The sequence below is a fragment of the Parasphingopyxis marina genome, assembly GCF_014237875.1.
GTDB lineage: Bacteria > Pseudomonadota > Alphaproteobacteria > Sphingomonadales > Sphingomonadaceae > Parasphingopyxis > Parasphingopyxis marina.
The window spans coordinates 227256-241947 of sequence record NZ_JACJVJ010000001.1; the positions used below are offsets into that span (position 1 = coordinate 227256).

Genomic DNA, 14692 nt, shown 5'->3' on the forward strand with positions numbered 1-14692 from the left:
CGGACGCCGGAAGTCAGGCGTCGGATATCAGCGGATCGACCTTGCCGGCGAGCTTGCGGCGATGTTCGGCAACCGCCCTGATCAGCTCCGGCGGGGCCTTGCGCGCCTGGCCCGGCGTGATCCCGGTGAACTCCTTGATCTCGCGGATCAGGTGCGACTGATCGTAGAACGCATCTTCCACCGCTTCGCCGTCGGCCTCTTCGCGGCGAACGATTCGCGACGCGGCACGCAGCGCCCGGTATTTGCGCGCGAGCAGCTTGGGCGGCGCGCCGTAGAAACGCTTGGTCAGCCGCTCCACCTGGCGCTTGGAAAGCCCGCTCTCCTCGATCAGGTCGTTGATGTCGGGCGAAGCACTGCTCGTCAGCCATTTGTCGACGAGCCGGGTGAACCAGAAGGGCGCGGGCTCGGCCCGGCGCAGCAAGGCGCGGGCGAATTCGTTGCCGATGGCGACCTTTTCTTCCATCGTCTTGGCCATCTTGATCGTCTGGAACACATCGAGCAGGCCGTTGCCGAAAATCGCGGTCGCATCGATCAGCCGGTTCGAATATTGCTCGCCGGCCGCGCCCATCAACGTGCCCCAGCCCGCCGGCTGCAACCCGGCGCCGAAAATCTCAATCGGCCCCTTCACATGGCCGATAGTGGGGCCTGTCGTCGGCCCGATCACGGTGATCTTGGCCGAATCCATGTATACGCCGTCGGAAAATTCATAGCCGCCCGAACCTTCGAGCAGGAACCGGAACTGGGCGCGATCGGCGCGTTCGGTCTGCTGGGTCTCCTCGATATCCGCACGGAACCAGTAGAAGGAGGAAACCAGCTCCTTCAGGTCGTCCGCAGGCGCGGCATACTCCAAAGAGTATTTGGATAAATCGTTCAAATTGCGGCCCGACAATGTTGTTATTTGTCGTTTATGCCCGGCAGCTTATACGATTTTCACCGATAAAAAAAGCGGCCCCCGCCATAAAGACGAGGGCCGCCAGTTTTGTAGGGACCCACCTGGGTCCCTTCGGGTCGCAGGGGCCTGATACGGAACGGCCAAACCCCCGTATTGGACAGATGCGACAAATCGCCCCGATCAGTCGCCGGATCGTTCGGATTCGATCCAGGCATTTACCCGCTCTTCCAGCAGATCCAGGGGAACCGGGCCCGAAAGCAGCACCGCATTGTGAAAATCGCGATAGTCGAAATCGTCGCCCAGCGCGTCCATCGCCCGCTGGCGCAGCTCCATGATCCGGATCTTGCCGATCATATAGGCGGTCGCCTGGCCCGGATAGACGACATAGCGTTCGATAGCCTTGCGGATATCGCCTTCCGGATTGGGCGTGTTTTCCTGCAGATACTGAATTGCATCCTCGCGCGACCAGCGCAGGTTGTGAATGCCGGTGTCCACGACCAGCCGGCAGGCACGCCACAACTCCATGCCCAGCCGCCCGAAATCGGAATAGGGATTGCCATAGCCGCCCATGTCCCGGCCCAGCTCCTCCGCATAGAGGCCCCAGCCCTCGGTATAGGCGGTGAAGCCGCCGAAGCGCCGAAAGGGCGGCAGGCCCTGCATCTCGGTCTGGATCGCGCGCTGGAGATGGTGGCCCGGAATCCCCTCATGATAGGCGAGCGCTTCCAGTTCGGTGCGGGACATATCGCGCAGATTGTAGAGGTTCACATAATAGGTGCCGGGGCGCGATCCGTCCGGCGCCGGGGAGTTGTAAAAGGCCTTGCCCGCCGAACGCTCCCGGAACGCTTCGACCGGGCGGACGACGAGATCGGCCTCCGGAAGCGTGCCGAAATATTCGGGCAGCCGCTCGCGCATCGCATCGATCATCGCATTGGCATCGGCAAGATAGGCTTCGCGGGTTTCGTAGAAGAATTCGTCGCCTTCCCGCAGATGGGTGAAAAATTCCTGCAGGCTGCCCTCGAAACCGACCTGCTCCATGATCGCGCGCATTTCGCCATGGATGCGCGCGACATTGTCGAGGCCAATCTGGTGGATTTCCTCCGCCGAAAGGTCGGTCGTCGTATAATAGCGCAGCCGCTCGGCATAATAATCGGCGCCGTCTTCCAGCCGCCAGATACCGTCATCGGTGGGCGCGGACGCCTGCTGGGTTTCCAGCATCGCGACCAATCGTTCATAGGCCGGGCCGACCACGGTCAGCAGCGCCTGCCGCCCGCGCTCGATCAGCGCCGCCTTGTCGGCATCCGAAATCTCGAGCGCGTTCACCTTGGCCTGCAGGTCGGCGAACAGCGGCGCATCCTCGCCTTCGTCGAACGGCGCGCCGGCGATCACGTTGCGCGCATCGGACAATATATAGGGGAACACCCAGTCGGGGGGCATCACGCCATGCTGGGCGCGATAGCGGGCTTCCTCGATCAGCTGGTCCATCGCGGTTCCAAAGCCTTCGAGACGGCTGATATAGGCCTCGGCGTCCTCGACGCTCGATACGCGGTGGATATTGATCAGGAAGGCCGGAAGCTGGCTCTGTGCGCCGTTCATCTGGTCGAACACGTAACCGTTGCGCCGATAGGGGAAGGCGGCCGAACGGCGCGCCGCCATGCGCTCGAACAGATCATAGGAAAGCTGCGAATCCGGGCTGAGATCGGCCGCGCCGAAGCGCGCACGCATCTCGCTGAGCGCCGCCATCAGCCGGACCTGGGAGGCGATTTCCTCGGCATCGCTCATATCGCCCCAGCGGGCGTAATCCTCGTCGCGAATGCCGCGATAGGCCTTGGTGAGCGGCGAATGGGCTAGCTCCGCCTCGTCATAGGTTTCGAAAAAGGCGGCGAGCGCCGCATCGACGTCTTCGGCACCGGATTCCGGCGAAGGGGGCGCTTCGGCGACGGCCGGCTCGGCCTGTGCCAGAGCCGGGGCGGCGGCGAGCGCACCTCCGGCGAAAAGGATGGAGGTGGACAGCAGCAGCAGGCGGGACATAAGCGACTCCGTTCTTTCGAATGAGGGCTCAACAGTGCCGTATCGGCGGGGCTTTGACCAGCCACGCCGCCGCTGCCATAGCGCCGGGCATGGCGCTCTATCCGCTGATCCGCCCCTTCGCCTTCCTGCTCGATGCCGAGCGCGCGCACGGCATGACGATCGCCGCCCTGAAAGCCGCGCCGATCGGGAGCCCGCCGCCCTCTCCGGCGGGAGTAGCGATCAACGTGGCGGGCCTCGATTTCCCCAATCCGGTGGGCCTCGCCGCGGGCTTCGACAAGAATGCCGAAGTGCCCGCCAAGATGCTCGGCCTCGGCTTCGGCTTTGCGGAGGTCGGCACGCTGACCCCGCTGGCCCAGCCCGGCAACCCCAGGCCGCGCATCTTCCGGCTGGTCGCCGACCAGGCCGTGATCAACCGGCTCGGCTTCAACAATGGCGGGCAGGCGGAAGCGGCGAAGCGGCTGGCCGCACGCGACCGCAGCCGCGGCATCGTCGGCATCAATATCGGGGCCAACAAGGACAGCGCCGACCGGATCGCGGACTATGAGCTTGGCGTGCGCGCCATGGCGCCGCTCGCCGACTATCTGACGATCAACATTTCCTCGCCCAACACGCCGGGGCTGCGCGCGTTGCAGGACGAAAGCGCGCTCGATGCCTTGCTGGAACGGGCGATGGCCGCGAGAGGCCCGGACGGCCCGCCCGTTTTCCTGAAAGTCGCGCCCGATCTCGAACCCGCCGATATCGACGCGGTGGCGCGCATTGCGATGGCGCGAAAGATCGACGCGCTGATCATCGGCAACACCACGATCAGCCGCCCGTCGTTGCAATCGGCCCATGCCGGCGAAGCGGGCGGGCTATCGGGCGCCCCGCTTGCCGCGCTCGCACGCCAGCGCCTTGCCGATTTTCGCAGCGCAACCGGCGGCGATATGCCGCTCATCGCTGCCGGAGGCATCGATTCGGCGGAAGAAGCCTGGGCGCGCATCCGCACCGGGGCGAGCCTCGTCCAGCTTTACACGGCGCTCGCCTATAAGGGACCGGGGCTGGGCCGGCGGATCGCGCTGGGGCTCGACAGGCTGCGCGCGGAAGCCGGGTTCGCCTCCATCGCCGAGGCGGTCGGCACCGCCTAGGCCGCGGCGCGCCTTATTCGCCGACCAGCACCACGCCTTCGCGCCGCGGATCATAGCCGCCATCGACGTCGCCCTCTCGGATGAGGACGCCATGGACACCGGAATCCTCGCCCTGGCCGGGTTCGAGCTGGATACCGCGTTCGGCAAGGCCCGCCACGATCGCGGAATTGAAATCATCGACCTCGCCGCCGATCCGGCTGCCCCGCGCCACGAGATTGGGCAGCGCCAATGCGTCCTGCATCGGCAACCCCCAGTCGATGGCCGCGACAAGCGACTTTCCGACATAGGCGAGGATCGAATTGCCCCCTGCCGATCCGATCGCGCCGGCAAAATTTCCTTCGCTATCGAGCAGGATCAGCGGGATCATCGAAGAGCGCGGACGCTTGCCGGGCGCCACCGCATTGGGCGCTTGCGTGCCATCGGCATTGACCGGGCTGAACGAGAAATCGGTGAGCTGGTTGTTGAGGAAGAAGCCGTCGACCATCCGCCCCGTGCCGAAGATCGATTCGACCGTCGTCGTCATCGAGATGACATCGCCATGCGCGTCGCGGACGATGAAATGCGAGGTTCCGGCGGGTTCAAGCGTATTGTCCGCGGCGGGAAGCGTCGCCCCTTCGGGCACGCCCGCTTCGGGTGCCGCCATCGCGCTATCGCCTATCAGCGCGGCGCGACTGTCGAGATAGGCGGGATCGAGCAAGCCCTCGATCGGCACGGTCGGCACATCGCCGACATAGCGGTCGCGGTCCGCATACATCAGCCGGCTCGCCTCGGCGAACAGGAACCAGGCCTGGGGATCATCGGGCCCGCGCGCGGCGATATCGGTGCGCTCGAGCAGGCCGAGCAGCTGGAGGAAGCCGACCCCGCTGGACGGCGGCGGCGGCGCGCACACGCGATAGGCGCGATAGCCGCGGCAGATCGGATCGCGCTTGATGGGGCGGTAATTGGCGAGATCGGCCATCGTCATCGAGCCGCCAAGCGGCCCCTGCCGCGTGCGCTCCACGATCCGGGCGGCCGTACTGCCGCGATAGAGCGCGTCGGGCCCGGTTTCGGCCATCCGGCGGAGAAAGGCCGCATAATCGGGATTGCGCAAGCGGTCTCCCACCTGCAGCCGCGTTCCATCCGGCCGCGAGAAATAGGCGTCGGCATCGGGCACCGACAATTGCGGGAAGGGGATCGTCAAAAAGCGCCCGAGGCGCGGGCTGACGACAAAGCCCTCGTCCGCCGTGCGGATCGCCGCGCCGAACAGCTCTGACCAGGGCAGCGCGCCATGTTCTTCATGGGCCAGCGCCAGCGCGCCGACCGCGCCGGGAACGCCGGTGGCGCGGCCGCTGACGACGGCATCGCGAAAACCGATCGGTTCGCCGTCGCTATCGAGGAACATCGTCGACGTCGCCTGGGCCGGCGCAACCTCCCGCCCGTCATAAACGGTGAGCTCGCGCGACGAAGCGTCGTAATAATGGAGGAAAGCCCCGCCGCCGATGCCCGAGGATTGCGGTTCGACCAGCGACAGCATCGCCTGCACCGCGATCGCCGCGTCGGCGGCATTGCCGCCGCGTTCCAGCACATCCATGCCGGCCTGCGCAGCCAGCGGGTTGGCGGCGATCACGAAGGGTTCGACCGGTTCCGACGCGGCGGACGGCGCGGGCATCTGCGCGCAGGCGGCGAGGATCGAAAGGGCGAGCGGGGCGAGGAAACGGGGAAGGATCATCGTTCCACTTAGGCGAGCCGCGCCGGGATTGTCCATCTGGCGTTGCCGCCAATATCCGCTAAAAGCGGCAACCATAACAAGTCCGCCGAGCCCGAGAGGAGATCCCATGGCTGGCCGCTCGCGAACCGAGCTCGAATCCTTCCCCAATGTCGTGACGATGTTCTTCCGGCGCGCCCGCGAGAAGGGCGACGCGCCGTTCCTGTGGCGCAAGGCGGATGGCGCCTGGACGTCGATGAGCTGGCGCGAGGCCGCCGAACAGGTGACGCAGATGGCGTCCGCGCTCAAACGGCTGGGCCTGAAGCCCGGAGACCGGGTGATGCTGGTGTCCGAAAACCGGCCCGAATTCTGCATAGCCGACCATGCGATCATGGCGGCGGGCGGCGTTACCGTGCCGACCTACACGACCAATACCGAGCGCGATCATGCGCATATCCTGGAAGACAGCCGCGCGCGCATGGCCATCGTCTCGACGCAAAAGCTGGCGACCACCGTTACCCGCGCGGTCTTCAACTCCTCGCACTGCCGGGAGATTATCGGCATCGAACCGATGCGCATCGGCCAGGGCGGCGACGTGAATTTTCACGACTGGACCTCGCTGATGAGCGGCGAGACGCCCGACATTGACGGCTATGAGGCTTCCGCTGCCAAGATCGGGCGCGAGGATCTTGCCTGCCTCATCTATACGAGCGGCACCGGGGGCGCGCCGCGCGGCGTGATGCAGCCGCACCGCGCGCTCATTCACAATTGCGAGGGCGCCACGGCGATCATTTCGGAAGATTTCGGCTGGGACGACGAGATCTTCCTCTCCTTCCTGCCGCTTTCCCACGCCTATGAGCATACCGGCGGGCAATTCTTCCCGATCGGGCTCGGCGCGCAAATCTATTATGCCGAAGGCCTCGACAAGCTCGCCGCCAATATCGAGGAGGTCGGGCCGACGATCATGGTCGTCGTGCCGCGTCTCTTCGAAGTGCTGCGCATGCGCGTGCTCAAATCGATCGAGAAACAGGGCAAGGTTCCCAATTATCTGATGCGCCGCGCGCTGGAGATCGGCGAGAAGGATTATTACGGCAAGGTGCCGCTGAAGGACCGGCCGGCCGACATGCTGCTGAACGTCATGCTGCGGCCGAAGATCAGGAAGCGTTTCGGCGGACGGCTGAAGGCGATGGTATCGGGCGGCGCGCCGCTCAACCCCGAAATCGGCATCTTCTTCCATTCGCTGGGGCTGACCCTGCTCCAGGGCTATGGCCAAACCGAATCGGGCCCTATCGCCGCCTGCAACCGGCCGAGCGTGGGCCTGAAAATGGATACCGTCGGCCCGCCGCTGAAAAATATCGAGGTCAAAATCGCCGAGGATGGCGAGCTGCTGCTGAAGGGCGATCTCGTCATGCTCGGCTATTGGCGCAACGAGGAAGACACCGCCAAGGCGCTGGTCGACGGCTGGCTGCATACCGGCGATATCGGCCATCTCGACGAGAAGGGCCGGCTCGCGATCACCGACCGCAAGAAGGACATCATCGTCAACGACAAGGGCGACAATGTCGCGCCGCAGCGGGTGGAGGGCATGCTCACCCTGGAGCCCGAAATCCTGCAGGCGATGGTGGCGGGCGACAAGCGGCCCTATCTGGTGGGCCTGATCGTGCCCGATGCCGAATGGACACGCGAATGGGCGGCGGCCAACGGGGTGCCGAACGACGATGTCGCACTCAAGGAAAATCCCGATTATCTGAAGGCGATCTCCGCCGCGGTCGACCGGGTGAACAAGGATCTGGCGGCGGTCGAAAAGGTGCGGCGGGTGACGCTCGCCGACGAACCCTTCACCGTCGAGAACGGGCAGATGACGCCGTCGCTCAAGATCCGCCGCCATGTGCTGAAAGCCAGCTATGGCGAGCGCATGGACGCGCTCTACAAATAGGCGCCGCTAGCCGGGCCGGTAGGGCGTGAATTCCCCATAGGCGCAGCTGCCGAACGAGACGCCGCTATGCGGATCGCGAATCTCGGCGATATCGCCGCTGCACAGCCGGTTGGACGGCGTGCTGGTGACGATCGTCGAATCCGAGCGCAAGTTGGAGCATTGGCCGTCGAAATCATTGGCATAGACGGTCGTGCCGTTGCGGTAGAGCACCATCCGGTCGCCGATGATCGAGCTTTGCGTCGTCGGGCGCAGGGTGATGCAGCTTTCCGGTTCGCCGGGAACCTTGTCGTCGAGCAAGGCCGCCATTCGCCGCTGATCGCGTTCGGACAGATCGTCGCTTGAGGCGGATTCCATCGCGTTGGCGGCGCAGCCGGCAAGCAGCGGCAGGGCGAGAGCGAGGGGCATGAATCGAACCATGGTCCGTTCCTTTCTACTTCTGCCCCCTTGGCCTGCGCCTTGTATCATGAACGGTGTCAGAACGCATCCTTGGCGGCGCGGCGCTCGGCCAGTTGCTCCGCCGAAGAGGCGCGCATGAAAGGGTTGGTCGCCTTTTCGAGCGCGATCGTCGTCGGCACGGTCGGCTCGCCGCGACCGCGCATCTCGACCACTTCGGCCATGCGCTGGGCCAGCGCTGCATTGTCGGGTTCGGCGGTTACCGCATAGCGGCCATTCGCTTCGGTATATTCGTGGGCGCAATAGACATTGGTGTCGTCGGGCAGTTTTTCGAGCTTGCGCATGTTCGAAAACATCTGTTCGGCCGTGCCTTCGAACAGCCTTCCGCAGCCCATGGCGAACAGCGTGTCGCCCACGAACGCCACCTCCTTGCTCGGCAGGAAATAGGCGATATGGCCGGCGGTGTGCGCGGGCACATCGATGACATCGGCCTTCACCTCGCCCAGCATGACGCTGTCGCCTTCCTTGACCATGCGGTCGAGCGTCGGAATGCGCGCGCTTTCGGCTTCCGGGCCCGTGATCATGCAGCCGGTCGCGTCCTTGATCTCCTGGTTGCCCCCCGTGTGATCGGGGTGCCAATGGGTGTTCCAGATCTGGGTGATTTTCCAGCCGCGCCTGTCGGCCTCGGCCAGCACCGGCTCCGCCACCGCCGGATCGACGACCATCGTCTCGCCGGATTCCGGCTCGTGGACGAGCCAGACATAATTGTCGTTGAGAACGGCTATGCGAACGATTTCCAGAGTCATCCGCGAACGTTCCTCTCTTCAAAATCGGACAACATCGCCCATGCGGTCACGCGCATTTCCGGCTCCATGCTCTCCACGACATTCCTCAACGCATAATATTCGGTTTCGCTTCGCACCCGGCCGCGCGCCAAGATCGCCTGGAGCTTGCGGGAAAATTTAAGGCGTATGGACGACCATGTCGGAAGCGATTGCTCTTCAAGTGCTTGGTCTATGATGCCGATCCGCTTCGCTTCAAGGTTTTCAGTTGCTTCCAAAAGATCTCCTAACGCCATGGCGAGGCCTTGCCTCGCGCGAGCCGGAGATGTGACCTCAGACAATTCGAGCGCCGCGATGGGGTGCGCATCCAGGGGGAACCCGGGAGGCAAAGGCAATGCATTTTCAGTCATCCAGCCAAAGACTTGCTTTAGCTGGGCATAATTGTCGTTGGTAACCCGAACTACCATTCCCCCACATTCTCCATCGAGGCCCAGGGTTCGGCCGGCGCCAGCGCCTCGCCCTTTTGCAATAGCTCGATCGAAATATTGTCGGGTGTGCGGACAAAGGCCATATGGCCGTCGCGCGGCGGGCGGTTGATCGTCACCCCGCCGTCCATCAGCCGCTGGCAGCTTTCGTAGATATCGTCGACCGCATAGGCGAGATGGCCGAAATTGCGCCCGCCGTCATAATGCTCCGCCTCACCCTCTTCGGGCGGCCAGTTATAGGTGAGTTCGACCTGCGCCTCCTCGTCCCCGGGCGCGGCGAGGAAGACGAGCGTGAAGCGGGCTTGCTCGACATCGAACCGGCGCACTTCCTTCAGGCCGAGCAGATCGAAAAAAGCGAGCGTCTTGTCGATATCGGAGACGCGGATCATGGTGTGGAGGTATTTCATGCCCTCCTCCTATCACGGATCAGGAGGGCGGGTCAGCCTCTTCTTCGCCCGTTCCATCGTCCGAAAAGCCGGCGGGCGCATCGTCTTCCACCATATCCCCATCGGGCATCTCGACGGGTATCGAGGGCGCGGCGGCGATCAGCGCGGCGAGCCGATCGAGGTTGCGCTGCGCAGCCTGGCCGATCGGGCCACCGGGATCGGCGCTCACCGCCTGCGACCAGGCCTGGCGCGCGATATCGAAGGCGTTGAGGCCGATTGCGATATTGCCCGCTTCGAACAGGATCGCGGGATCGGTCTGGTCGAGCTCGAGCGCGCGGTCGATGAAATCGCCCGCGGTGTCGAGATCGCCCTGGCGCCGCGCGAGCGTCGCCGAGAGCAACCAGATACCGCTATCGTCGGGAAGCAGGGCCTGCGCGGCGATCAGATCGCCCTGCGCGCCGTTTCCATCGTCGAGCTCGACATAGGCGCGGGCACGTTCGGCCAGCACATTGCCGCGAATCTCGTCGCGAATCTCGGGATCGGCGAGGACGGTGGTGAAATCGCGGATCGCGCCCGCGGCGTCGCCGGCGCGCAATTCCATCCGCCCGACATTGGCGAGAATGCCGGTGGCCCGGCTGTCTTCGCGGGCCAGAGCAAGGTCGTGGCCCCGGCGATAGGCGTTGGCCGCCCCGTCCCAATCCTCTGCCGCTTCATAGCCTGAGCCCGTGCACAATTCCGCCTCGATACCGCCGTCGGCCACGCTCCAGCGGGCGCCTTCGGCGATCGCCGCCTGCGGATCGCTGCGCGCGACGCGCACGCAATCGAGCAGCCGCCGCGCGCGCGCCATCGGTTCGGAAGCTTCCGCCTGCTGGGGCTCGCGCGGCGGGATCAGGATCGGGTCGACAACCGGCGGCGCCACCTGCAGCGCGGCGGCAATGATCAGGAAACTCAAATTAACGGCCTTTCAGGCTTTCCAGCAGCCATTCGATCTGTGCCAGCAGGCGCGCGACATCCTCGATGCGCGAGAGGCGGTGATCGCCATCCTTTACGAGCATCACCTGCACGTCCGATGAACGCAGCTGGCGGGCAAGACGGACCGAATATTCCCAGGGCACATCCTGATCGGCCTGGCCATGGATGAGGCGGACCGGGCAATCGATGGCGATCTCGGTGCCGAGCAGCCGGCTTGCCTCGCCGCTTTCGAAAAAGGCGCGGCTCGTGACATAGGGCGCGTCGCTATATTCCGACGGCTCTTCGAGCTTGCCATCGCGCAGGATCGTGAGTTTCTCGTCCTGCGTAAAACCCCAGTCGGTGAAATCGGGCGCCGCGGCGATGCCGACCAGCGCCTGCACCCGCTCCGGCTGCGCCAGCGCGCACAGCAACATCAGCCAGCCGCCCATCGACGATCCGACCAGCACGACGGGGCCGAGTATCAGCGCGTTGATGAGATCGCTCACATCGTCGCGCCAGTCGGTCAGCTTCTGGGCCTCGAAATTGCCGTCGCTGGCGCCGCAGCCCGCATAGTCGAGCAGCAGGCAGGCCCGGTCCTCGGCCTCGGCATAGGCCCAGAGCGCGCTCGCCTTCGATCCGGTCATGTCGGACATATAGCCGGGCAGGAAAACGAGGGTCGGGCCGATCCCTTCCTTGTGGCGATAGGCGAGGCGCGGACGATCGGCGCGTTCGTGATAGCGGGTTTCGGTCATCCGGTGCAGTCATAGTGGGAGAGGCCGGGCGCGCAAACCCCGAACGCGAGTCTAGTCGCGCAGGAAAATCTCCTCGATCGCGAGGCCGAACAGATCGGCGATCCGGAAGGCGAGCGGCAGCGAAGGATCATATTTGCCGGTCTCGATCGCGTTGACGCTCTGGCGCGAAACTTCAAGCCTCGCGGCCAGCTCGGCCTGGCTCCAGTTTCGCTCGGCGCGCAGCACCTTGAGGCGGTTCTTCACCGATGCATGCCCCAGCTCCCGTGAATGGCCCGCGCGACGAGCGCGCCGATTCCGAAACCGAAGAACCACAGGACCACGATCCAGTAGAGCTCAAAATGGCCGACAAGGCCGTAATTTTCGAGAAACCCCCAGATCGCGGCGAAGGTCAGCGTCAAACCCGTCGCGATAAGTGCCTGGTGGACAGTGATCATGCGGATGAATTCATCGGTTTCCTCCACGATATAGAGGCCGAGCACATAGACGGCGGCGGCAATGGCGAGCCCCGGCAGCAAGGCGAAGAACCAGAGCAGGGGCCCGGCAACCCGCCCGCCGTCGATCAGATATTCGCCGGCCGCGATCGCCGCGAGATAGATCGTCATCGCCGCTGCCATGCGGCGGGTGTAGCGCCGGCTCGCGCCGCTCTTTCCGGCCATGGTCAGGCTCCCCCGCACGGTTGCGCACTGCCGGCCCGGCGAAGCTGCGAGACGGCAACGAAAGGCAGGACGAGCAGCATCAGCCCGGCAGCGCTGGGCGAAATCCATCCGCCGCGCGCGACCAGAGCGGTCGCCACGATCACCAGCGCCCAGATGATGGCCCTTCTTGAAATGGTCATGATCGAACTCCCTTGGATTATGTCAAGGAAACTAGACACGATTCGGCGAAATGTCAAGATACATTGACATAATATCGCGCACGCTTGTCAAAATGCAGCCTTTTCCGGCCTTAGTGACTTCGCAACATCGCCTCGCTATATGGACGGCATGGCACGCAACGCGACCATCACGACGACCACTACCACCCCGGCTTTCCGGGGGCGGTCGGTCGCGCGCTAGTCGCCTCCCGCCGCCGCCCGGGTTCGGGTGGCGCGCCGCCAGCTTCCCGAACTCTTCGTAGACCCGGCGTCACCCCTTCCGGCGCGCGCATCTCTGTGCCATTGCGCGACCGGCAACAGATAAGAGAGTGCGATGAGCGAGTTGTTGAAGATCAGCCTGCCCGACGGATCGGTGCGCGAAGTGGAACGCGGCGCGACCCCGGCCGATGTCGCGGCGGCGATCGGCCCGGGCCTCGCCAAGGCGGCGATGGCGGCGAAGGTCGATGGCGAGGTGCGCGATATCATGCGGCCCTTCGACGGCGATGCCGAACTGGCGCTCATCACTTCGCGCGACGAGGCCGAGGCGCTTGAACTCGTCCGCCACGATTATGCGCATGTTCTGGCCGAAGCCGTGCAGGCGCTGTGGCCGGGCACGCAGATCACCTTCGGCCCTTCGACGGAGGACGGCTTCTACTATGACGTGATGGCGCCCGAGGGCCGCGAGCCCTTCGGCATGGACGACCTTCCGGCGATCGAGGAAAAGATGCGGGAGATCATCAAGGCCGACAAGCCGCTGCGCCGCGAAGTCTGGGCGCGCGAAAAACTGATCGAGAAATGGCAGGCCGAGGGCGAGGCGTTCAAGGCCGAATGGGCCGCCGAGCTGCCCGAGAATGAGGAGCTGACGGTCTACTGGTCGGGAGACGACTGGCTCGACATGTGCCGCGGCCCGCATCTCGCCAGCACCGGCAAGCTCGATCCGCAGGCGTTCAAGCTGATGCGCGTCGCCGGCGCCTATTGGCGCGGCGACCAGAAGAACGCCCAGCTGACGCGCATCTACGGCACGGGATGGCTCAACAAGAAACAGCTGAACGCGCATCTCCACCGGCTCGAAGAGGCGGGCAAGCGCGATCACCGCAAGCTGGGACAGGAGATGGACCTGTTCCACCTTCAGCCCGAAGCGCAGGGCAGCGTCTTCTGGCATCCCAAAGGCTATATGATCTGGCGCGAGCTGGAGGCCTATATGCGTCGCCGGATCGACGAGGCCGGCTATCAGGAGGTCAAGACGCCGCAGCTGATGGACGCGCGGCAATGGCAGCAATCGGGCCATTGGGGCAAATATCGCGAGAATATGTTCGTCGTGCCGGACGAGATTCCGTCGACCGACGACGATGCGCCGATCGTTTCGAACGACGCCGACATGATGGCGTTGAAGCCGATGAACTGCCCGGCGCATGTGCTCATTTTCAAGCAGGGCATCAAAAGCTATCGCGACCTGCCCGTATTGATGGCCGAGATGGGCTGCTGCCACCGCAACGAACCGCATGGCGCGCTGCACGGCTTGCTCCGTGTCCGTCAGATGACGCAGGACGACGGCCATATCTTCGTGCGCGAGGACCAGCTCGTCGATGAAGTGCGCCGTTTCTGCGAGCTGACCGACCGGGTTTACAAGGATTTCGGCTTCGAAAGCTATGCGATCAAGCTCGCGCTGCGCCCCGAACAGCGCTTCGGATCGGACGAGGATTGGGACAAGGCCGAAGACGAACTGCGCAACGCCGTTGCCGAAGCCGGCATGGCGACCGAGGACTATGGCTGGGAGGAATTACCGGGCGAAGGGGCCTTTTACGCGCCCAAGCTCGAATGGCATCTGACCGACGCTATCGGGCGGACGTGGCAGGTCGGCACGATCCAGTCGGACCGGGTGCTGCCCGAACGGCTCGACGCGAGCTATGTTGGAGAGGATGGCGAGAAGCATCGCCCCGTGATGCTTCACCGCGCCGTGATCGGCACCTATGAACGCTTCATCGGCATCCTTATCGAACATTATGCCGGCAAATTGCCGCTCTGGCTGGCACCGGTGCAGGCCGTCGTCGCGACCATCGTTTCCGACGCGGACGATTATGCCGAAACTGTCGCCGCCCAATTGCGGGATGCGGGCATTCGCGTGGAAACCGATCTTCGCAACGAGAAGATCAACTACAAGGTGCGCGAACACAGCCTTGCCAAGGTTCCGCACCTGCTGGTTGTCGGCAAGCGCGAAGCCGAGGAAGGCACGATCGCGCTGCGCCGCCTCGGATCGGACGAACACCAGAAGGTCATGCCCCTCGACGAGGCGATCGCGATGCTGCGCGACGAGGCGCTGGCGCCCGACCAAAGACCGCAAAGCTAACGCGCCGCTTTAAATCGCCGCGCAACCACCGTATATTGAATGCCTCGATGCACAGACTCATCGCAACATAGGAGATACA

Annotated in this window: 15 protein-coding genes; 3 read left to right on the top strand and 12 right to left on the bottom strand. The window is 64.5% G+C overall.

Going from position 1 to position 14692, the window contains the following annotated elements:
- Positions 1–13: 13 nt before the first annotated feature.
- Positions 14–874: a helix-turn-helix domain-containing protein gene (locus tag H6P80_RS01035; protein WP_235973682.1), complete on the bottom strand. Its 861-nt coding sequence runs from the start codon at positions 872–874 to the stop codon at positions 14–16.
- 198 nt (positions 875–1072) lie between these two features.
- Entirely contained in the window at positions 1073–2920 is a 1848-nt protein-coding gene (locus tag H6P80_RS01040; RefSeq protein ID WP_185799501.1) for a DUF885 domain-containing protein, read from the bottom strand.
- 89 nt (positions 2921–3009) lie between these two features.
- On the opposite strand from H6P80_RS01040, the gene H6P80_RS01045 reads away from it, so the two are divergent.
- Positions 3010–4044 (top strand): quinone-dependent dihydroorotate dehydrogenase, encoded by a 1035-nt coding sequence (locus H6P80_RS01045; RefSeq protein WP_185799502.1) that lies wholly within the window; start codon positions 3010–3012, stop codon positions 4042–4044.
- A gap of 13 nt (positions 4045–4057) precedes the next feature.
- Here H6P80_RS01045 and H6P80_RS01050 read toward each other — a convergent pair whose 3' ends face one another.
- Positions 4058–5860: a gamma-glutamyltransferase family protein gene (locus H6P80_RS01050; protein ID WP_235973683.1), complete on the bottom strand. Its 1803-nt coding sequence runs from the start codon at positions 5858–5860 to the stop codon at positions 4058–4060.
- Between H6P80_RS01050 and H6P80_RS01055 the strand changes: the two genes are divergently transcribed.
- The gene (locus tag H6P80_RS01055; RefSeq protein ID WP_185799503.1) at positions 5859–7664 is read left to right on the top strand and encodes an AMP-dependent synthetase/ligase; all 1806 of its coding nucleotides are present in this window, start codon (positions 5859–5861) and stop codon (positions 7662–7664) included. The genes H6P80_RS01050 and H6P80_RS01055 overlap by 2 nt on opposite strands.
- Before the next feature lie 6 nt (positions 7665–7670).
- Here H6P80_RS01055 and H6P80_RS01060 read toward each other — a convergent pair whose 3' ends face one another.
- From H6P80_RS01060 to H6P80_RS01100, 9 genes are read right to left on the bottom strand one after another with little or no spacing between them, the layout of a single operon-like run.
- Positions 7671–8081 carry a hypothetical protein gene (locus H6P80_RS01060; RefSeq protein WP_185799504.1) on the bottom strand — a complete coding sequence of 137 codons (411 nt, stop codon included), beginning with the start codon at positions 8079–8081 and terminating at the stop codon, positions 7671–7673.
- A gap of 56 nt (positions 8082–8137) precedes the next feature.
- Complete coding sequence (gene gloB, locus H6P80_RS01065) at positions 8138–8863, bottom strand: hydroxyacylglutathione hydrolase (protein WP_185799505.1); 726 nt, start codon at positions 8861–8863, stop codon at positions 8138–8140.
- Positions 8860–9306 carry a hypothetical protein gene (locus tag H6P80_RS01070; protein ID WP_185799506.1) on the bottom strand — a complete coding sequence of 149 codons (447 nt, stop codon included), beginning with the start codon at positions 9304–9306 and terminating at the stop codon, positions 8860–8862. Before H6P80_RS01070 ends, gloB begins: the two co-directional genes overlap by 4 nt.
- Positions 9300–9731 (bottom strand): VOC family protein, encoded by a 432-nt coding sequence (locus tag H6P80_RS01075; RefSeq protein WP_185799507.1) that lies wholly within the window; start codon positions 9729–9731, stop codon positions 9300–9302. The genes H6P80_RS01070 and H6P80_RS01075 overlap by 7 nt, the downstream gene beginning before the upstream one ends.
- 19 nt (positions 9732–9750) lie before the next feature.
- Positions 9751–10662, bottom strand: coding sequence for a tetratricopeptide repeat protein (locus H6P80_RS01080; RefSeq protein ID WP_185799508.1), 912 nt, complete (start codon positions 10660–10662; stop codon positions 9751–9753).
- A 1-nt stretch (position 10663) separates the two neighbouring features.
- Positions 10664–11413, bottom strand: coding sequence for an alpha/beta fold hydrolase (locus H6P80_RS01085; protein ID WP_185799509.1), 750 nt, complete (start codon positions 11411–11413; stop codon positions 10664–10666).
- A 51-nt stretch (positions 11414–11464) separates the two neighbouring features.
- Entirely contained in the window at positions 11465–11656 is a 192-nt protein-coding gene (locus H6P80_RS01090) for a helix-turn-helix transcriptional regulator (RefSeq protein ID WP_185799510.1), read from the bottom strand.
- The gene (locus H6P80_RS01095; RefSeq protein ID WP_185799511.1) at positions 11653–12069 is read right to left on the bottom strand and encodes a hypothetical protein; all 417 of its coding nucleotides are present in this window, start codon (positions 12067–12069) and stop codon (positions 11653–11655) included. The genes H6P80_RS01090 and H6P80_RS01095 overlap by 4 nt, the downstream gene beginning before the upstream one ends.
- A gap of 2 nt (positions 12070–12071) precedes the next feature.
- Positions 12072–12248 carry a hypothetical protein gene (locus H6P80_RS01100; protein ID WP_185799512.1) on the bottom strand — a complete coding sequence of 59 codons (177 nt, stop codon included), beginning with the start codon at positions 12246–12248 and terminating at the stop codon, positions 12072–12074.
- A gap of 352 nt (positions 12249–12600) precedes the next feature.
- On the opposite strand from H6P80_RS01100, the gene thrS reads away from it, so the two are divergent.
- Complete coding sequence (gene thrS, locus H6P80_RS01105) at positions 12601–14613, top strand: threonine--tRNA ligase (RefSeq protein ID WP_185799513.1); 2013 nt, start codon at positions 12601–12603, stop codon at positions 14611–14613.
- Positions 14614–14692 lie beyond the last annotated feature (79 nt).

Excerpts from the sequence above, each read along its gene's own strand:
- thrS (WP_185799513.1), top strand. The coding sequence starts at position 12,601 with ATGAGCGAGTTGTTGAAGATCAGCCTGCCCGACGGATCGGTGCGCGAA.
- H6P80_RS01095 (WP_185799511.1), bottom strand. The coding sequence starts at position 12,069 with ATGGCCGGAAAGAGCGGCGCGAGCCGGCGCTACACCCGCCGCATGGCA.
- H6P80_RS01055 (WP_185799503.1), top strand. The coding sequence starts at position 5,859 with ATGGCTGGCCGCTCGCGAACCGAGCTCGAATCCTTCCCCAATGTCGTG.
- H6P80_RS01070 (WP_185799506.1), bottom strand. The coding sequence starts at position 9,306 with ATGGTAGTTCGGGTTACCAACGACAATTATGCCCAGCTAAAGCAAGTC.
- H6P80_RS01050 (WP_235973683.1), bottom strand. The coding sequence starts at position 5,860 with ATGGGATCTCCTCTCGGGCTCGGCGGACTTGTTATGGTTGCCGCTTTT.
- H6P80_RS01040 (WP_185799501.1), bottom strand. The coding sequence starts at position 2,920 with ATGTCCCGCCTGCTGCTGCTGTCCACCTCCATCCTTTTCGCCGGAGGT.
- H6P80_RS01085 (WP_185799509.1), bottom strand. The coding sequence starts at position 11,413 with ATGACCGAAACCCGCTATCACGAACGCGCCGATCGTCCGCGCCTCGCC.
- H6P80_RS01060 (WP_185799504.1), bottom strand. The coding sequence starts at position 8,081 with ATGGTTCGATTCATGCCCCTCGCTCTCGCCCTGCCGCTGCTTGCCGGC.
- H6P80_RS01100 (WP_185799512.1), bottom strand. The coding sequence starts at position 12,248 with ATGACCATTTCAAGAAGGGCCATCATCTGGGCGCTGGTGATCGTGGCG.
- H6P80_RS01075 (WP_185799507.1), bottom strand. The coding sequence starts at position 9,731 with ATGAAATACCTCCACACCATGATCCGCGTCTCCGATATCGACAAGACG.
- gloB (WP_185799505.1), bottom strand. The coding sequence starts at position 8,863 with ATGACTCTGGAAATCGTTCGCATAGCCGTTCTCAACGACAATTATGTC.
- H6P80_RS01045 (WP_185799502.1), top strand. The coding sequence starts at position 3,010 with ATGGCGCTCTATCCGCTGATCCGCCCCTTCGCCTTCCTGCTCGATGCC.